Source organism: Vibrio sp. HI00D65, assembly GCF_001635455.1.
GTDB lineage: Bacteria > Pseudomonadota > Gammaproteobacteria > Enterobacterales > Vibrionaceae > Vibrio.
The window spans coordinates 26371-42342 of record NZ_LWEH01000613.1 but is presented as its reverse complement, the minus strand read 5'-3'; the positions used below and the strand labels follow the sequence as shown (position 1 = coordinate 42342).

The 15972-nt window shown below is 45.9% G+C and carries 16 protein-coding genes; 8 read left to right on the top strand and 8 right to left on the bottom strand.

Translation table 11 applies throughout. From position 1 onward, the window contains the following. Positions 1-36: 36 nt before the first annotated feature. Together ubiE and rmuC are read right to left on the bottom strand one after the other, a co-directional pair. Positions 37-816, bottom strand: a complete 780-nt coding sequence (gene ubiE, locus A3712_RS25195; RefSeq protein ID WP_032554326.1) for a bifunctional demethylmenaquinone methyltransferase/2-methoxy-6-polyprenyl-1,4-benzoquinol methylase UbiE — start codon at positions 814-816, stop codon at positions 37-39. A 65-nt stretch (positions 817-881) separates the two neighbouring features. Beyond that, positions 882-2414: a DNA recombination protein RmuC gene (rmuC, locus tag A3712_RS25190; protein ID WP_063525429.1), complete on the bottom strand. Its 1533-nt coding sequence runs from the start codon at positions 2412-2414 to the stop codon at positions 882-884. A gap of 137 nt (positions 2415-2551) precedes the next feature. On the opposite strand from rmuC, the gene A3712_RS25185 reads away from it, so the two are divergent. The 5 genes from A3712_RS25185 to A3712_RS25165 all read left to right on the top strand — a co-directional run bounded on the left by A3712_RS25185 (position 2552) and on the right by A3712_RS25165 (position 6483). Beyond that, entirely contained in the window at positions 2552-3433 is an 882-nt protein-coding gene (locus A3712_RS25185; RefSeq protein ID WP_063525428.1) for a DMT family transporter, read from the top strand. A gap of 252 nt (positions 3434-3685) precedes the next feature. After that, positions 3686-4483 carry a substrate-binding domain-containing protein gene (locus tag A3712_RS25180; protein WP_063525427.1) on the top strand — a complete coding sequence of 266 codons (798 nt, stop codon included), beginning with the start codon at positions 3686-3688 and terminating at the stop codon, positions 4481-4483. A 14-nt stretch (positions 4484-4497) separates the two neighbouring features. Then, positions 4498-5205, top strand: coding sequence for a hypothetical protein (locus A3712_RS25175; RefSeq protein WP_063525426.1), 708 nt, complete (start codon positions 4498-4500; stop codon positions 5203-5205). A 10-nt stretch (positions 5206-5215) separates the two neighbouring features. After that, positions 5216-5737 (top strand): RNA polymerase sigma factor, encoded by a 522-nt coding sequence (locus A3712_RS25170; protein ID WP_063525425.1) that lies wholly within the window; start codon positions 5216-5218, stop codon positions 5735-5737. Continuing rightward, a complete protein-coding gene (locus tag A3712_RS25165; protein ID WP_063525424.1) occupies positions 5722-6483 on the top strand; it encodes a hypothetical protein in 762 nt (253 codons plus the stop codon). Before A3712_RS25170 ends, A3712_RS25165 begins: the two co-directional genes overlap by 16 nt. 90 nt (positions 6484-6573) lie before the next feature. Here the strand turns inward: A3712_RS25165 and A3712_RS25160 are convergent, their stop codons facing one another. The 3 genes from A3712_RS25160 to ftnA all read right to left on the bottom strand — a co-directional run bounded on the left by A3712_RS25160 (position 6574) and on the right by ftnA (position 8915). Next, positions 6574-7767, bottom strand: a complete 1194-nt coding sequence (locus A3712_RS25160; RefSeq protein WP_063525621.1) for an NAD(P)/FAD-dependent oxidoreductase — start codon at positions 7765-7767, stop codon at positions 6574-6576. 228 nt (positions 7768-7995) lie between these two features. Beyond that, entirely contained in the window at positions 7996-8319 is a 324-nt protein-coding gene (uspB, locus tag A3712_RS25155; RefSeq protein WP_063525423.1) for a universal stress protein UspB, read from the bottom strand. A gap of 68 nt (positions 8320-8387) precedes the next feature. Then, the gene (gene ftnA / locus A3712_RS25150; RefSeq protein WP_063525422.1) at positions 8388-8915 is read right to left on the bottom strand and encodes a non-heme ferritin; all 528 of its coding nucleotides are present in this window, start codon (positions 8913-8915) and stop codon (positions 8388-8390) included. Positions 8916-9104: 189 nt separating this feature from the next. On the opposite strand from ftnA, the gene uspA reads away from it, so the two are divergent. Next, positions 9105-9539 carry a universal stress protein UspA gene (gene uspA, locus A3712_RS25145; protein ID WP_063525421.1) on the top strand — a complete coding sequence of 145 codons (435 nt, stop codon included), beginning with the start codon at positions 9105-9107 and terminating at the stop codon, positions 9537-9539. 52 nt (positions 9540-9591) lie between these two features. After that, complete coding sequence (locus tag A3712_RS25140; protein WP_063525420.1) at positions 9592-10470, top strand: carboxylate/amino acid/amine transporter; 879 nt, start codon at positions 9592-9594, stop codon at positions 10468-10470. A gap of 118 nt (positions 10471-10588) precedes the next feature. Here the strand turns inward: A3712_RS25140 and A3712_RS25135 are convergent, their stop codons facing one another. From A3712_RS25135 to A3712_RS25125, 3 genes are all read right to left on the bottom strand, one after another. Then, positions 10589-11155: a hypothetical protein gene (locus tag A3712_RS25135; protein WP_063525419.1), complete on the bottom strand. Its 567-nt coding sequence runs from the start codon at positions 11153-11155 to the stop codon at positions 10589-10591. A gap of 121 nt (positions 11156-11276) precedes the next feature. Next, positions 11277-12056, bottom strand: coding sequence for a class I SAM-dependent methyltransferase (locus A3712_RS25130; RefSeq protein WP_063525418.1), 780 nt, complete (start codon positions 12054-12056; stop codon positions 11277-11279). Between the two features lie 140 nt (positions 12057-12196). Then, positions 12197-15319 (bottom strand): EAL domain-containing protein, encoded by a 3123-nt coding sequence (locus tag A3712_RS25125; protein WP_063525620.1) that lies wholly within the window; start codon positions 15317-15319, stop codon positions 12197-12199. Positions 15320-15444: 125 nt separating this feature from the next. Here A3712_RS25125 and asnC point away from each other — a divergent pair, with 125 nt between their 5' ends. Then, complete coding sequence (asnC, locus tag A3712_RS25120; protein WP_008218581.1) at positions 15445-15909, top strand: transcriptional regulator AsnC; 465 nt, start codon at positions 15445-15447, stop codon at positions 15907-15909. Positions 15910-15972: the final 63 nt, after the last annotated feature.

The window sequence follows — 15972 nt, the reverse complement described above, 5'->3', positions numbered from 1 at the left end:
ATCTAACACGCTCAAAGCACTTGCTACCAAGTTCAACTAGAACTTGTAACCTCGGTGCAGCGCTACAATACCGCCCGTTAGGTTGTAGTATTTCGTATTCTCAAATCCCGCTTCTTGCATCATGCCTTCCAGCGTTTCTTGGTCTGGGTGCATACGGATAGATTCTGCAAGGTAACGGTAGCTGTCTGCATCGTTAGCAATCAACTCACCCATTTTTGGCAATAGGTGGAATGAGTACGCATCGTATACTTTAGACAGTGGCTCAAGTACTGGCTTAGAAAACTCTAGAACCAATAGGCGACCGCCCGGCTTAAGCACACGGTACATAGAGCGAAGTGCTTTATCTTTATCGGTTACGTTACGCAGACAGAAGCTGATGGTAATGCAATCGAAGTAGTTGTCTGGGAAAGGCAGCTCTTCAGCATTCGCTTGTACGTAATGTACGTTGCCAACAATACCGCTATCACGCAGTTTATCGCGGCCAACATTCAGCATTGAATTGTTGATATCAGCAAGAACTACGTGGCCTTTTTCACCAACGATACGCGAGAATTTCGCGGTCAGGTCACCAGTACCACCACCAAGGTCTAGAATACGCTGACCAGGGCGAACGCCACTGCAATCAATCGTGAATCGTTTCCACAAACGGTGAACACCACCCGACATTAAGTCATTCATGATGTCGTATTTAGCGGCTACAGAGTGAAATACCTCTGCTACTTTCGCGACTTTTTCGTCTTTCGCGACTGTTTCGAAACCAAAGTGTGTGGTTTCTGACTCTACTGCTGAATTTGTCTGCACGCTTGTGTCCATAATGCTGTTATCTACCATGGTAAGTTCTCATCGACAGCACACGCTATGTTTAGAGGCGCTGCGGCCAATTAGTTTACTTTATCCTCAGCGGGTTGTCTTTCTACTAAGGAGGCATTTTCTGAAAAAGCCTCATTTTGCGCCATTTCTGCCAAGCCAATAGAGATAGGTTTCTTCACCTCAACGCCAAGTTGCTTGAAGCTTTCTGCCTGACGAATCACGTTACCTCGGCCTGTTGCTAGCTTATTCATGGCGCCTTGATAGCTTTGATTGGCTCTATCTAACGAGCTACCAAGGCCTTCCATATCATCGACAAACAGACGCAGCTTGTCGTAAAGCTTGCTTGCGCGATCGGCAATCACCTGAGCGTTCTGGTTCTGTCTTTCATTGCGCCACAAGTTATCAATGGTGCGCAGTGCCACCAGCAAAGTAGTTGGGCTTACCAAGATGATGTTTTGCTCCATCGCATCTTTCACCAAGCTAGGGTCAGCTTGAATCGCGACTTGGAATGCAGGTTCAACTGGGATAAACATCAATACGTAATCCAAACTTTGGATACCTTTAAGCTGATGATAATCCTTCTGGCTCAGGCCTTTGATGTGCGCTCTCAGTGAGACCAAGTGATCACGCAATGCGGCATCACGCTGCTGATCAGTTTCGGCATTGAAGTAGCGCTCAAACGCGACCAACGCCATTTTCGAATCGACGACCACTTGCTTATCTTGTGGCAAATGGACAATCACATCGGGCTGATAACGCTTACCTGCATCATTCTGTAGGTTCACTTGCGTTTGGTATTCATGCCCTTCTCGCAGGCCTGATTCAGCAAGCACACGAGCCAGTACTACTTCACCCCAGTTACCTTGCTGTTTGTTGTCACCCTTGAGCGCCTGAGTCAGGTTAACCGCTTCACGAGTCATGCTTTCATTGAGGCGCTGCAAGTTTTTCAATTCATGTACTAAGGTATGACGCTCTTTGGCTTCTTGGCTAAAGCTATCGTTAACCTGCTTCTTAAAGCCTTCCAATTGATCTCTTAACGGTGAGAGTAACCCCTCTAAGCTCTGCTTATTTTGCTGATCGACCTTAGCGGTTTTGGTTTCAAACAGCTGATTAGCAAGATGCTCGAACTGCTGCTTTAAGCGTGATTCAGCCTTTTCTAAGAGCTGCAGCTTTTCACTGTTAGCAAGGTTCTCTTGATCGTGCCTTGCCTCTTGTTCACGCAGTTCAGCCTCCAGCTCAGACTTATGGTCTTTCAGCACATTAATCTCATCGGCATACTGCTGTCGTTCTTGTTTGACCGCTTCGAAGTAGCGAAGCTTTTCCATTGCCGCCATCACCTTGCCATGTGCTTGTTTAAGCTCGAATGCGGCTTTGTCTCGCTCGTCATCCATTTCATCGAGCTCTTGCTGTGCCTCTGCCAAGGAGGATTTGAGCTGTGACTGCTGAGATTCATGCAACAAACGATCAGACTCAAGTTGCTGCTCGAGCAGTCGCTGCTGAAAAGAGAGCTTCTGTTTAACCCACCAACCCACAACGCCTCCACTGACGAGTGCGCCAGAAAGTGCAGCAATAAGCGTTGCCTGATGTTCGATAATCCATTGCATGATAATGATTTAGCCTAATTGGAAATAACTCATTAAATGGTATTTTGATACTGGATAAATGTCCAGTTTGCCGTATTAAAATTCGACAGATAGACTAAGCGCTCCGTATTCAGTCCCCCCCATTAGAGTGAGTTGTGATGAACGAACGTCGTGCCTTGGGCTTTGGCATTTCCGCAGTACTGCTGTGGTCAACGGTCGCTACTGCTTTTAAGCTGACCCTTGCTGAGTTTTCACCTATCCAAATGCTGACCATTGCCAGCATTGTGTCGTCGATTGCGCTGATCGCGGTCTGCGCCTTTCAAGGTAAGCTTTCTCAGCTAAGCACAACATTCCTATCAAACCCTTGGTACTACCTACTGCTCGGTTTGGTTAACCCTCTGGTCTACTATCTGATCCTCTTCAAAGCATACGACCTATTGCCAGCTTCTCAAGCTCAGGCCATCAACTACAGCTGGGCGATCACGCTAACACTGATGGCTGCCGTTTTTCTGGGGCAAAAAATTCGCAAGCAAGATTGGGTGGCTTGTACCTTCAGTTATGCGGGTGTGGTTGTAATTGCTACCAAAGGCGATGTACTAGGCATGCAGTTCGATAGCCCACTTGGTGTAGCACTAGCACTGCTTTCAACTCTACTGTGGGCGGGCTACTGGATCCTTAACACCAAAAACAAGGCTGATCCTGTGGTAGGCGTACTACTTGGATTCTTAGTGGCGCTGCCCTTCGCAATTGGTTTAACCATTTTCGAAGGTGAGAGCTTTAGCCAAATCACGGCGAAAGGTTGGATGGCGGTGACTTATGTCGGCCTGTTTGAGATGGGGATTACCTTTGTGTTGTGGCTATCGGCATTGAAGCTAACCAACAACACAGCACGCATCAGCAATCTGATTTTCGCCTCACCATTTATCTCTCTAATGCTACTTTCCACCATTATCGGCGAAGAAATTCACCCATCAACCCTGTTTGGCTTAGTGCTGATTATTGCTGGTTTGGTGATTCAACAAATCAAAGTGAGTAAATAGATCAGGCTCATTATAAAACATAACTTTCTAATCTCTTGGTAAACATTGTTAGGTGCCAACCTTCTTTAGGCTGGCACCTAAAATCGCGAACTACCCACTTCTTTAACCCTCAACTGCACCTTCTATCTCATTGAGAAAAAATAAAATCACGACCTAAATAACAAGGCTGAACAAAAAATTTACCTTTACCGCATCCAATCGATGATCTCTTGCGTCTCTTGTAAGCATTTTGAGTTTAGATTAGGAGAAAAGATGCAACTTAAACTAACTACTGTAGGCCTAAGCATACTGCTTGCGAGCACTTCAACACTCGCCTCACCTCAACTTGATTCAGACATCACCCATCAACCTCAAGATGGAGAAATCAATGTGTATGGTCCAGGAGGCCCCGACACTGCTCTTCGTCATGCCGCAGAAGCTTTCAGTAAAAAAAGTAATGTGACGGTAAACGTGATCGCTGGGCCTGAATCAAAGTGGACGAAAGATGCACAGAAAAATGCTGACTTAATCTTTGGATCCGCTGAACAATCCATGAGCGCTTTTGTTGAAACCTACCCGTTTATTACCGATCAAGATGTTGAGCCAGTGTATTTGCGCCGTGCAGTGATTGCGGTCCCAAAGGGGAACCCAAAAAATATCAACGGGATTAAAGACCTACTCGAAAAACCAGCACGAATAGTCGTGACTGAAGGTTTAGGGGTTTACAACACTTCCGGTACAGGCGTTTGGGAAGACGTCGCAGGGCGCACAGGTTCGCTGGCTGACGTACAGAACTTTCGCAAAAAAATCATTGCTTACGCCAAAGGCAGCGGAGCAAGTTTCAAAGCTTTTCAACAGCAAAAGGCTGATGCGTGGATCACTTGGATTCACTGGCCACTCAACCATGCCGATAAAGTCGCCTATGTAGAAATTGAGCCAGAAAGACGCATCTACCGAGATCTCACCCTAGCAAAGGCAAAAGGTGCAGATCCACAAACTCAAGCTTTCATTGATTTCGTTAACAGCAGTGAGGGAGAAACCTTTTTCACTCGCGAAGGTTGGACTCGTTAATAAGGAAAACGACTGTGAAAAAATTACTATTTTCGGCATTACTGGTCACCTCAACTAGTTTTGCTGCGCCAACTACAACTACGTCAGTTGGAGAGGTGTACACCGATGCCTCGGGCAAATCACTTTATACCTTTAGCAAAGATCCCGTTGGGAAATCTGTATGTACTGACCAATGTGAGAAGTTATGGCCGCCTGTTCTTGTAACCGCACAATCCAGCGAGCACTTCGGTACGCAAGCAGACTTCAGCCAAATAACAAGAGAAAACGGTAATAAACAATGGGCTTTGAACGGAAAACCACTTTATCGCTGGCATCAAGACTCTCAGAAAGCAGAGATCACAGGTGCGGGCATCAAAGGCGTTTGGCCGCTAGCCCGTGCGGATGATGTCACCATCAGACTATTCAATAATGGTAAGCAACGTTATCTAGTCGATAGCCACAATCAGACCCTTTATACCTTTGATAAAGACAAGCCAAACCAATCCGTTTGCTACGATGATTGCGCCTCCAAGTGGCCACCTGCTCTTGTGGATACAGAGATAACTCAAAAGGGGATAGACAATCTAAAGCTGACGGGAGGGTTTGGTGTGACTCAGCGCAACGACGACTCATATCAATGGACATATCACAACAAACCGCTTTATCGTTGGATAAAAGACCAAAAGCCCGGTGACACTAGCGGTAATGGCGTAAAACATGTCTGGCACATCGTAGAACAATAATGAGGAAAGCGTGAACACCGATAAACATAAAATAGGTTTACTGCTTTCCCAAGTAGCGCTTCGAGACCAAGCTGCGTTCGAAGCGCTATACCAGTTGACCAGTACCCGGCTTTTCAACGTTATCCTCGGCGTCGTTAAAGACGAACACGTTGCAGCGGATATACTTCAAGAGGGGTTCGTAAAGCTCTGGCACAACAACCAGCAATATCCAGTAAATCACCCTTGGGCTTGGTTATGCCAAAGTATGAGAAACCTCGCTATAGATGAAATTAGAAAGCGGAATAATCGAGGGGAAGAACAACTGGTAAAGCCCCCCGAAGAGGTCGTTCTCGAAGTAACATCTGACTCAGGAGCCAACTTATCATACTGTCTAAACACGCTCGCTGAAGAGAAAAGGAATGCGATTATCTTGGCCTATCAGCATGGGATGAGCCATCAAGAAATCGTCCAGCATGTGAGCACTCCACTTGGTACAGTAAAATCGTGGATTCGCCGAGGTTTACAGGAGCTAAAACGATGCCTAACCAATTAAAACACGCACGTTATCAAAATCAAAAGCTAAGAGATAAACTCGCCGGCGAATACGTTCTTGGAACATTAACGCCACTCGTACGAAAGAGGTTGGAAACACTCATGCGATCAGATCCCACTTGGTGGGAACACATCGACCTTTGGCATCAGCATTTATCTAGCTTAACCCCAGCAGTTGACATGGCACATTCTGAAGGCAACTTAAAACCTCCGCCACGCCAAGTATGGAAAAACATCGTATCCCAAACAATCAAACCACCGAAGCAAACTCAGACTATGCGTTGGTGGTGGCTCCCTATTAGCATGGCTTTTTCTCTGCTCCTAGGGTTGTCGCTACAACCTTTTTTATCGCCAACCTCGCAACCAACAGAGATAGCACAGGTACGCCCTATTAGTTACTTAGCCATGATGTCGTCTGAGAGCCAAAAAGACCATTTTGCTTTGGTCGCCTATCAAGGAGAAAAGCCCGGGCAATCAAGCATCCGCATGCAGAGAAACCGTGCGATGGCGAAAGTACCTATGGATAAAACAATGGTATGGATGAGGGACGGAAATACTGGTGAGCTCAAACTCATTGATAGCCTAGAAAATGTAAATAACGTCCGCTATATGTCGCCAACTGAATGGCAAACGCTTAAAAACAGTTCTGAACTGCTAGTGACCGCTAATCGCGATCCAAACAGTGAAATTTTATATCGAGGGCGTTGTGTAGAACTAAGCAACCCACCAACAAGCAAAGCATCATAAGCCCTTAGCTTTCGGCAAAGCCTAGTACGGTATTGAACAGCAGCGATGGTCGTCATTATGAGTCCATCGCTATTGCGTATAAATTGTTAGCTACACCCACTGTCCAGCAGTAAAACCTGAGCTCCAACACCATTGGAAGTTGTAACCACCAAGCCAGCCCGTTACGTCCATCACCTCACCAACGAAGAACAAGCCTTTGATGTTCTTACATTCCATGGTTTTTGAAGACAGGTGATCGGTATCCACGCCGCCAAGAGTAACCTCCGCCGTACGGTAACCTTCAGTGCCATTTGGTGCGATTTTCCAGTTTTCTAGATGCTCAACAATGCCATTAAGCTGCTTTTCGGTGAACTGCTTAAGTGGTTTGTCTTCAAGCTCTTTACGGTCAATCAACACTTCAACAAAACGCTTTGGTAGTGCTTTTGCTAGTGTGTTCTTTAAGCTCTGGTTTGGATGCTTCTCGCGAGAGTTAGTCAATAACTCAGCCACATCGACTTCAGGTACTAGGTTAATTGAAACCGACTGACCCGCTTCCCAGAACGAAGAGATTTGCAGTACAGAAGGGCCAGATAGACCGCGGTGCGTAAACAGCAGCGCTTCTTTAAATAAGGTCCCATCTTGCGCTGTAATCTCAGCAGGAATCGCAATACCAGAAAGCTCGGCGAAGTCTTCTTTGTCTTCTTTATGCAGCGTAAACGGCACTAAGCCTGCTGTGGTCGGCATGACGGACAAACCAAATTGCTCCGCAATCTTGTAGCCAAATGGCGTTGCGCCCAGCTTAGGCATCGATAAACCACCAGTCGCTACCACCAGTGAATCACATTCAACTTGGTCGGTATTTAGTTGCATCTTGAAGCCAGAGTCGGTCTTTTCGATAGAGTGAACGTCGCAGCGGTAGCGTTGCTCAACTTTCGCTTGCTGACACTCTTCAAGCAGCATGTTCACAATATCTTTTGCTGTATGGTCATTCACACAAAATAGCTGACCATGATCGCGCTCTTCGAATTCAATGCCGTACTTGCTCACCATAGAGATGAAATCCCAGTTAGTGTATTGAGACAAAGCTGACTTTACGAAGTGAGGGTTTTTACATAGGAAGTTATTCGCAGACACATCGTAGTTGGTGAAATTACAACGACCACCACCTGAGATTAAAATTTTTCTGCCTGGCTTTTTAGCATGATCAACCACCAGCACTCGTCGGCCACGTTTACCAGCTTCCGCGGCACACATTAAGCCTGCGGCGCCCGCACCAATCACGATTACATCAAATTTTTCACTCATTGCGGTTCTGCTTTCTTCATTTTGCACCTTGAGGACGCCCTGTTCTCAAAATGCCATCAATAAAAAAGGATGTGCATTAACAGCACATCCTTACTAATTGCCCGCTATTCTAGCGGCAATTTTAAACTTTGCAATTGGTGTTCGACCGTACAAACTTCATACACTAACTAGCGTATATCAAAGTCCAACGAGAAAATAACCGACACTCTAATCACACACGTTAGTTGCCTAGACGATAAAGGCGGCCACTAACGTCACACCAAGCAGAGCCGAAGACAGTATGAATAGCTCTCTCACTCGATCACATTTAGATGTGAACACCTCGTCGTGGTGATGGTGATACTCTTTGCTTTTGATGTAACTAAACAATCGAACTTGTTTAGTCATATTGCCATGAGTCGTGAAGAACCCGCCTCCGTCTACTTGTTGATACAGTAGAGGATGTGCTTCCCGCATAATATGAATGAGCGTTCGTAGAGTCGTAAAATAACGCGCCCAGTTCACACACGTCACAGCCATTAGTGCAAATAGAATAGTGTCGCTGCTGATCATCCTTTCCTCCCTACATCTTCAAAGGAAAACTCAAAAGAAAAAGATAATCAGAGTCTTTTTCTTACAGCCTAGGCTGCAGGAGCATCCATGATTGAAGATGAACCATCTTTTGCCAATTGCGCTAGGTCTTTATCGATAAAAAACAGTGCTTTCCCGTCTTCACCAACAAGCTCTAGCTTATCCAATACACCTTTAAATAACTTCTCTTCTTCGTGTTGCTCTGCAACGTACCATTGCAGGAAGTTAAAGGTTGAGTAGTCTTGTGTGCTGAAAGCAACGTGGGCAAGCTTGTTGATTTTTTCTGTAATCATCTGCTCATGCTCATAAGTTTCTCTGAACACCGCTCCAAGACTATCGTATTCATGTTTTGGTGCTTCGATCGCGCCTAAAATTGGCATCGCACCTGTCTCACTCACGTAGGTAAATAGACGCTGCATGTGCTCCATCTCTTCTACAGCATGAGCTCGCAGAAATTCTGCTGCACCTTCAAATCCTTTGTCTTCACACCAAGCACTCATTTGTAAGTATAGATTGGATGAGAAAAATTCTAGATTAATTTGCTCATTCAGTTGCTCAACCATTGTTTTTGACAGCATTTAAGACTCCTAAGTACATCCTCAATTTTCTCTACTATATCACTTTTTCATTAATATCTCGCTGACCATTAGTTAACCGATATTTTGAACCTTCATTACGCAAGACGATGGATATGAGATCACTTCAGCAAAAAAAGGCATCGCATAGTGCTAATCTTTAATCAGGCAATGAATAAAGGAGGTTGCGATATGAGTTACAAACATATTTTGGTCGCGGTCGATTTATCAGAAGACAGCAAATTAATTGTGGATAAAGCGGTAGCATTGGCAAAGCCATTAGAAGCCAAAGTCTCTTTTATCCATATCGATATTAACTATGCCGAGCTTTATACCGGGCTGATTGACATCAACATGGCCGAGACCCAACACAACGCAATGGAAGCGTCTCGCATTCAGCTACAAAACTTTGCAGAGCATGCTCAATACCCGATTACTCACACGCTTGTGGGTAGCGGCGATCTGAGTCATGAGCTGTGCGATACCATCACCGAATACAACGTTGATTTAGTGGTGTGTGGTCACCATCAAGATTTTTGGAGCAAGCTGCTCTCTTCTACACGACAACTGATCAATGCTACTCCGGTTGATATGCTGGTCGTGCCTCTAAGAGATTCAGAAGACTAATGAGTTAAGGTTAGGTAACATACAGCTCATCTCTTAAAAACGAAGTTTTACTATGAGCTATTTAGCTGGTGTTACCCTCCTATGGGCCTTCTCTTTTAGCCTGATTGGCGTCTACCTTGCTGGTCAGGTTGATTCTTGGTTCTCTGTTCTGATGCGTGTAGCTATAGCAGGTATCGTCTTCCTTCCTTTCCTGAAGTTCCGTGGCATCCCTGGTAAGTTGATCGCTAAATTAATGGCGATTGGTGGTATTCAGCTTGGCCTGATGTACTGCTTCTACTATCAATCCTTCTTACTGCTATCCGTACCGGAAGTGCTGCTATTTACCGTCTTTACTCCAATCTATGTCACTCTGATTTATGACTTCCTAAAAGGGCAATTCTCACCTTGGTACTTAGTCACGGCTGCGATTGCGGTATTGGGCTCAGTGTTCATTAAGTTCGCTGGAATTAACGACAACTTTTTGGTTGGATTCCTTGTCGTGCAAGGTGCAAACCTCTGCTTTGCGATAGGTCAGGTGGGCTATAAAGTGGTGATGGAGAAGGAATCGACAGAGCTTCCTCAACATACGGTATTTGGCTATTTCTATCTGGGCGCTCTGTGTGTGGCTTCGGTTGCGTTCATGCTTCTAGGCAACCCTGAAAAACTACCAACCACTTCACTTCAATGGGGAATCCTAATCTACTTAGGCTTAATTGCTTCTGGATTAGGCTACTTTATGTGGAACAAAGGTGCATGCATGGTAAACGCAGGTGCACTTGCCGTAATGAACAACGTATTAGTACCTGCTGGTTTGGTGGTGAACATCCTGATCTGGAACCGAGACGTTGATGTAGTGCGACTATCGATTGGTGGCGGTGTTATCTTGCTTTCTCTCATCGTGAATGAGACGTGGGTGAAAAAGCGTGTGGCGAGATCGGCGGCAAACGCCTAACAAATTTTAATGCGCCAGCGCCGCCAAATCTTCAACGAAGACAAAAAAACAAAAGAGCGACCTAAAGTCGCTCTTTTTAGATATGGCTGACGTGTTGAATAATGTTCAACAGCTGTTGTTAGTGAATGTGATTCACAACCACAGCCTGGTTTTCAGTGAAGGCGGCATCATCAAGTCGTAGGTTAATGCGTTCCAATTCACTTTCTAGCTTCTGGCTCTTCTTAAACAACTTTTGCTGCTTCTTAATCATCTTCGCCAGCTTCTTATTGTATTTCTCTTGTTTCTTAGCCGCTTTCTTCGCTCGCTTAAGTTCTGATTTCTCATCACCACTCGCGTGAGCGATGCGTTTTTTCAGCTTGGCTTTTTTCGGTGTCGCTTGTTTTTCTGCGTCCCCGAGAGCAACGGCTGGGTCAAACATCTGTACGGATGAATCAGGCATCTCTGCCAGGGTGACCTCAGGCTTTGGTAGCGTTTCGGCTAACAGACCACAAGCCGCCTTTTCTTCAGCTGGCTTACTCTGGCAACCGAGCGGTGGGATTGCAGTTGGTTTGCATAGGTTCGCTTCGTCCGCCGATGAACGTGCACAAGAACGGCACACAAACTTTGGCTCAGTAACCAAGCTGTGGATCTCGCCTAGGTGTTCGGTAATATCTCGACGATTTAACTTACAAAAGCGTTTAGCCATGCTACAACTCCAGCTAAGAATAATAATGATTCTTAGTTAGATATACATCCGTAACGCGACTATCGCAAGTGTTAAATGGCAATTTATCGTATTTATGACGGGAAATTTTCTTAGCGCATCGCTAAGTCATTGATGCTTTCACATACACGTCAAAACGGTTCTTTTTGGTTTCGATCGCCATACTCGGTTTTTTCTCATCTAACCAAGCCGCATAATCGGGTCTTTTGACCACAACTCGCTTTGATGCGAGCTTCATTGCAGGTGCCAATAGAGCATCCGCATCCAAATCTGCACCGACCAAAGATTGGAATACGCGCATCTCTTTTTTGACTAAAGCCGATTTCTTTTTGTTCTCAGGGTGTGGGTACATTGGATCTAGATACACCACATCCGGTTGCTCAAAGTTAGGGTCGTCACTGAGCTTATCCAGCGCATCATGGCTTGAAGCATGAATCAACTTCATACGTTCGCTAACCCAACCACCGATATCAGGGTCTTGCTGTGCACGCTGTAATCCATCATCAAGCAGCGCTGCAACAACAGGGTGACGCTCGACCATCTGCACCTTGCAACCTAGAGAAGCGAGTACAAATGCATCGCGCCCTAGGCCAGCCGTACCATCAAGAATGGTTGGCGTAGCGCCTTTATTTAAGCCTGCCGCCTTGGCGATAGCTTGGCCTTTGCCACCACCAAACTTACGTCGATGACCAACCGCGCCGCCAACTAAATCAACGAAGATAGCGCCTAGTTTGGGCTCGTCTACTTTGCGCAGCTCAAGTCGCTCGCTAGTCAGCACCAAAGCAAATTCGCTGTTTTCATCGTGAGATAAATTCCAACGGGTCGCTAAGTCATTCAGGTGATCGATTTGGGTAGCATCTTCGCAAATCAGTTGTAGTTGCAAGGTCGTCTCCAACAGACAGTAGTATTCAAAACAAAAGAGGCAACCAGTTTACCTGATTGCCTCAACAATACATATTAGCGGTGCAAACTATTAGCACCGAAAGTCGCGAGTTTAAAACAAGGGCTGTACGCAAGACCTAGTTAGTTTACGTTTTCTAACGCTCGTTCTTGCTGAAGTTCATCAACCAACTCAGCGAGCGGCTTAGGTCGACCAATGATATACCCCTGAGCATAGTTCACTCCGAGCTCAATCAGCTTGTCGATGATCTGGATGTTTTCAACGAACTCAGCCACTGTGTGCTTACCCATCTGCTTGGCTAGATCATTGATAGAACGAACCATCACATGGTCCATCTCATTGACATCAATATCACGCACGAACAAACCATCGATCTTAACGATGTCGACTGGTAGCTTCTTCAAGTAACCAAACGACGATAACCCAGACCCGAAATCATCGAGTGCAATCATGCAGCCAAGGTCTTTGATTCGAGTGAAGAACTTGATCGCCTGCTTCATGTTACTCATCGCCGCTGTTTCGGTGATCTCTAAGCAGATCTTATGACACGGAATCGACGAGTTGCTCAAGCTTTCAATCAAGAACTCAACAAACTCTCGATTACCCATCGAGTGGCCGGAAAGGTTAATAGAACACATCCCCAAATCATCAATCAGATGTGGGCGTTGCTCTAACCAACTGAGTGTCTGACCGATCACTTGGCGGTCAATCAAATGCGCAATGTTGTAGCGCTCAGAAGCAGGCATGAAGATCCCCGGAGAGATGTATTCCCCATCCACATTCTTAATGCGCACTAAGATCTCGAAGTGCATTTTGTTGCTGTCTTCGTCTAAGCCAAGAATACGCTGTGCAAACAACTCCAGGCGATCATTGGCCAGGGCTTCATGCACTAGGTTAACGCATTCCATCTCTAGGTGACGTCGACGCAAGTCTTCATCATCTTGATGGTAGAGGTGATAACGGTTACGCCCTTCCTCTTTAGCCGCATGACACGCCGCATCTGCCTGAGCATGCACCATTTGTGGCGTTGCGGCAGTATGGTCGATCAGTCGAATGCCGATAGAACAGGTTAAATTAAGTCGGATGTCACCCCACAAGAATGGATTTTCTCCCATCATCGAAATGATACTGCGACACACATTCACCGCGTCTCGCTCAGTACAGTCTTTGATGAGCACCGCAAACTCATCTCCACCCATACGTGCCAATACCGCATTGTATGGCAGCACCTCTTCCAATAACTGCGCGCTAAACAAGATCGCAGCATCGCCTGCTTCATGCCCTGCGGTATCGTTCAGTACTTTCAGCTGGTCTAGGTCTAAGAACAGCATTGCGTGAGTGCGCATGTGGCTCTCAACCTCTTTGAGTGCCTTCTGCAGCTCTTGCTCAAAGTGGTTGCGGTTAAAAGTATCAGTCAGCAAATCATAGCGTGCCTGATACTCCAACTTTTCTGAAAGCTCATGTGTCTCAGTGATGTCCTCTCCCACAATCAACAACTGATCAGATTCCACCAGCGGGCGGATATTTTCTCGAATCCAAATCGTGCTGCCATCGGCATGACGATATTCAATATCACGACGCCATACACCACGAATCTTATGCTGTGGCTGCAACAAGATATGACGTGGAATCATTGCGTTTTCATCGACATAGAACTCTCTAGGGCGATGACCTAAAAGCTCATCCAGTGGGTAGCCAAGCAGCTCTTCGGCAAACTGATTCACTTGTTGGATGCGGTTATTGCCATTCAAGGTAATCATCATCACCGGTTGTTTGTCGTAATAGAGTTTTAGGTTCGCTTCACGTTGGAAAAGCTTGTTCTCAGCCAACTTACGTGAAGTGACATCGCGCGCCTCAAACAAGAACTGAATATCACCTTCTTCACTACCCGGCATTGGCTTTAATGAGATATCCAATACCATGGCACCGCGATCTCGGCACCAAACCTCAGCTTCGAAGCGTAAAGATGGGTGATCATCTCGCTCAATAAAATACTCTCTCAACACCTCACTGGCAGAATCTTCCCAGTGCTGATGTTCTTGCAAAGGTGTTCCTAGCTTATAGCCCTGATTATAGAGCAGCTCATGCAGCTTGCTATTACTCGACAGCAACACACCGCCTTTGTCGATAATGCCCATAAACTGAAGGCTCTGGTCGAATATCGACTCCAACAGTCGCTGGCTTTGGCGGCTTGCTCGTTCGCTCTTCTTGAGACGATTGAGGTAATACACCAAGGTGGCGATTACGCATGACATACCAAGGAAAATTAAACCAATATTGCGAATTTCATCACGATAGCGCATCAGGAAAGGCTTTGGCTTGTTAAGAAACGTTACTGCCGCTTCGTTTTCTGCTCCCAAATCCCAACGCGATATTTGTTGATAGTCGAGTTTAATCTCCGGTGAACCTGCAACCACAGGAGGCAACGGTTTATTAGGGTTCGCCAACACCTGCAACAAAACACGACCCGTGTTACGCCCTTGAGTTTCACCGCTTTGAATCACACCGCCAATGGCACCAAAACCTAGACCTAAGTCGTGCACCATATATAGTGGCATTTGCGTTTTAATGTTCAGCTGGCGCCAGTCTTCATCACTACTCACATTACCTTTTGCATCTCGGTAATACGCCCAAAACAGCAAGCTTTTCCCTAAGTCTGCGCGCTGCGAAAAAGTCGTCAGTTCTTGGTATGAGTCCGGAACATAGTGTTCAATTAAGTCTGCAAAGTTGGGGTTGTTTTCAATAAACAGGTCGATTTGCGCGCGAATGGCCTCACCAGTCACCGAGTGATCGGTCACCATGTAAACCTTTTTCACGGTCGCCTGGAGACGTTTGATAAGTTCGATGTTCCCAACCAGATCGATGTCTTCAGTGATACCCGTTGCGTTCAAACCTTCTATCATTTTAGGAGAGAAGTGGTTGATGCCACCGAAGATGACCGGGGTTCCATCGAGCTCTGACGCTAAACGCTTCATCAGGTTCAGGGCGTTGTTATCACTCACCACAACCGCTGCAAACTCTTCGTGCATTAATTTGGTATGGTAAAGCTGGTACACGCGCTCTAAATATTCAGGGTTTTGAGAACGTTTGCTGTCGAGGTAAACAACGCGGTAAGACAACCCGTCGCGATCAAGTTCTTCGGACAATCCTTTATGGAAATCATTTGTCCAGAAGAAGCCTTGATGGTAGGAGTGGATCACCAATACATCTTTTGTCTGCGCCGAAGCAAATACGCTCCAACACATCACAATAAATAACACCCAAAATCGCACTGAATTCACCCTAACATCACTGTTGCTGCTAATATTATCACCCTTGGCTATGATATGTGCTCTAGCCAATATATTTTCACTCAATCTAAGGGTTAAGCATGTCCACAACTACCGCTCGTCTCGATGATCTAGACCGTGCCATTCTGAAAACCTTAATGGAAGATGCTCGTACGCCTTACGCTGAGATGGCAAAGCAGTTTGACGTAAGCCCAGCGACTATTCACGTCCGTATCGAGAAAATGAGATCGGCCGACATTATTGAGCGTACCGAGGTGGTGGTTAACACGAAAAAGCTAGGTTACGACGTATGTTGCTTTATTGGCATCAACCTTAATGCAGCCAAAGATTACCACTCGGCAATCGCTAAGCTGAATGCCCTAGATGAGGTGGTTGAAGCCTACTACACCACTGGTGCCTACAATATTTTCGTTAAGCTGATGTGTAAATCGATTGAAGAGCTGCAGTTCGTTCTAATCGATAAGTTGCAGGCAATTGATGAGGTGCAATCGACCGAGACGCTAATCTCACTGCAAAACCCAATCAATCGTAATGTGAACCCATAATCAATTGATAAACAGTGACAAAAAGAGCCTCACAAGGAGGCTCTTTTTACATTCTGACCAGCA

Bases quoted from the DNA above. Each gene is read 5' to 3' on its own strand.
- uspA (WP_063525421.1), top strand. From the start codon at position 9,105: ATGAGTTACAAACATATTTTGGTCGCGGTCGATTTATCAGAAGACAGC.
- ftnA (WP_063525422.1), bottom strand. From the start codon at position 8,915: ATGCTGTCAAAAACAATGGTTGAGCAACTGAATGAGCAAATTAATCTA.
- asnC (WP_008218581.1), top strand. From the start codon at position 15,445: ATGTCCACAACTACCGCTCGTCTCGATGATCTAGACCGTGCCATTCTG.
- rmuC (WP_063525429.1), bottom strand. From the start codon at position 2,414: ATGCAATGGATTATCGAACATCAGGCAACGCTTATTGCTGCACTTTCT.
- A3712_RS25135 (WP_063525419.1), bottom strand. From the start codon at position 11,155: ATGGCTAAACGCTTTTGTAAGTTAAATCGTCGAGATATTACCGAACAC.
- uspB (WP_063525423.1), bottom strand. From the start codon at position 8,319: ATGATCAGCAGCGACACTATTCTATTTGCACTAATGGCTGTGACGTGT.
- A3712_RS25125 (WP_063525620.1), bottom strand. From the start codon at position 15,319: ATGTGTTGGAGCGTATTTGCTTCGGCGCAGACAAAAGATGTATTGGTG.
- A3712_RS25165 (WP_063525424.1), top strand. From the start codon at position 5,722: ATGCCTAACCAATTAAAACACGCACGTTATCAAAATCAAAAGCTAAGA.
- A3712_RS25185 (WP_063525428.1), top strand. From the start codon at position 2,552: ATGAACGAACGTCGTGCCTTGGGCTTTGGCATTTCCGCAGTACTGCTG.
- A3712_RS25140 (WP_063525420.1), top strand. From the start codon at position 9,592: ATGAGCTATTTAGCTGGTGTTACCCTCCTATGGGCCTTCTCTTTTAGC.
- A3712_RS25160 (WP_063525621.1), bottom strand. From the start codon at position 7,767: ATGAGTGAAAAATTTGATGTAATCGTGATTGGTGCGGGCGCCGCAGGC.
- A3712_RS25180 (WP_063525427.1), top strand. From the start codon at position 3,686: ATGCAACTTAAACTAACTACTGTAGGCCTAAGCATACTGCTTGCGAGC.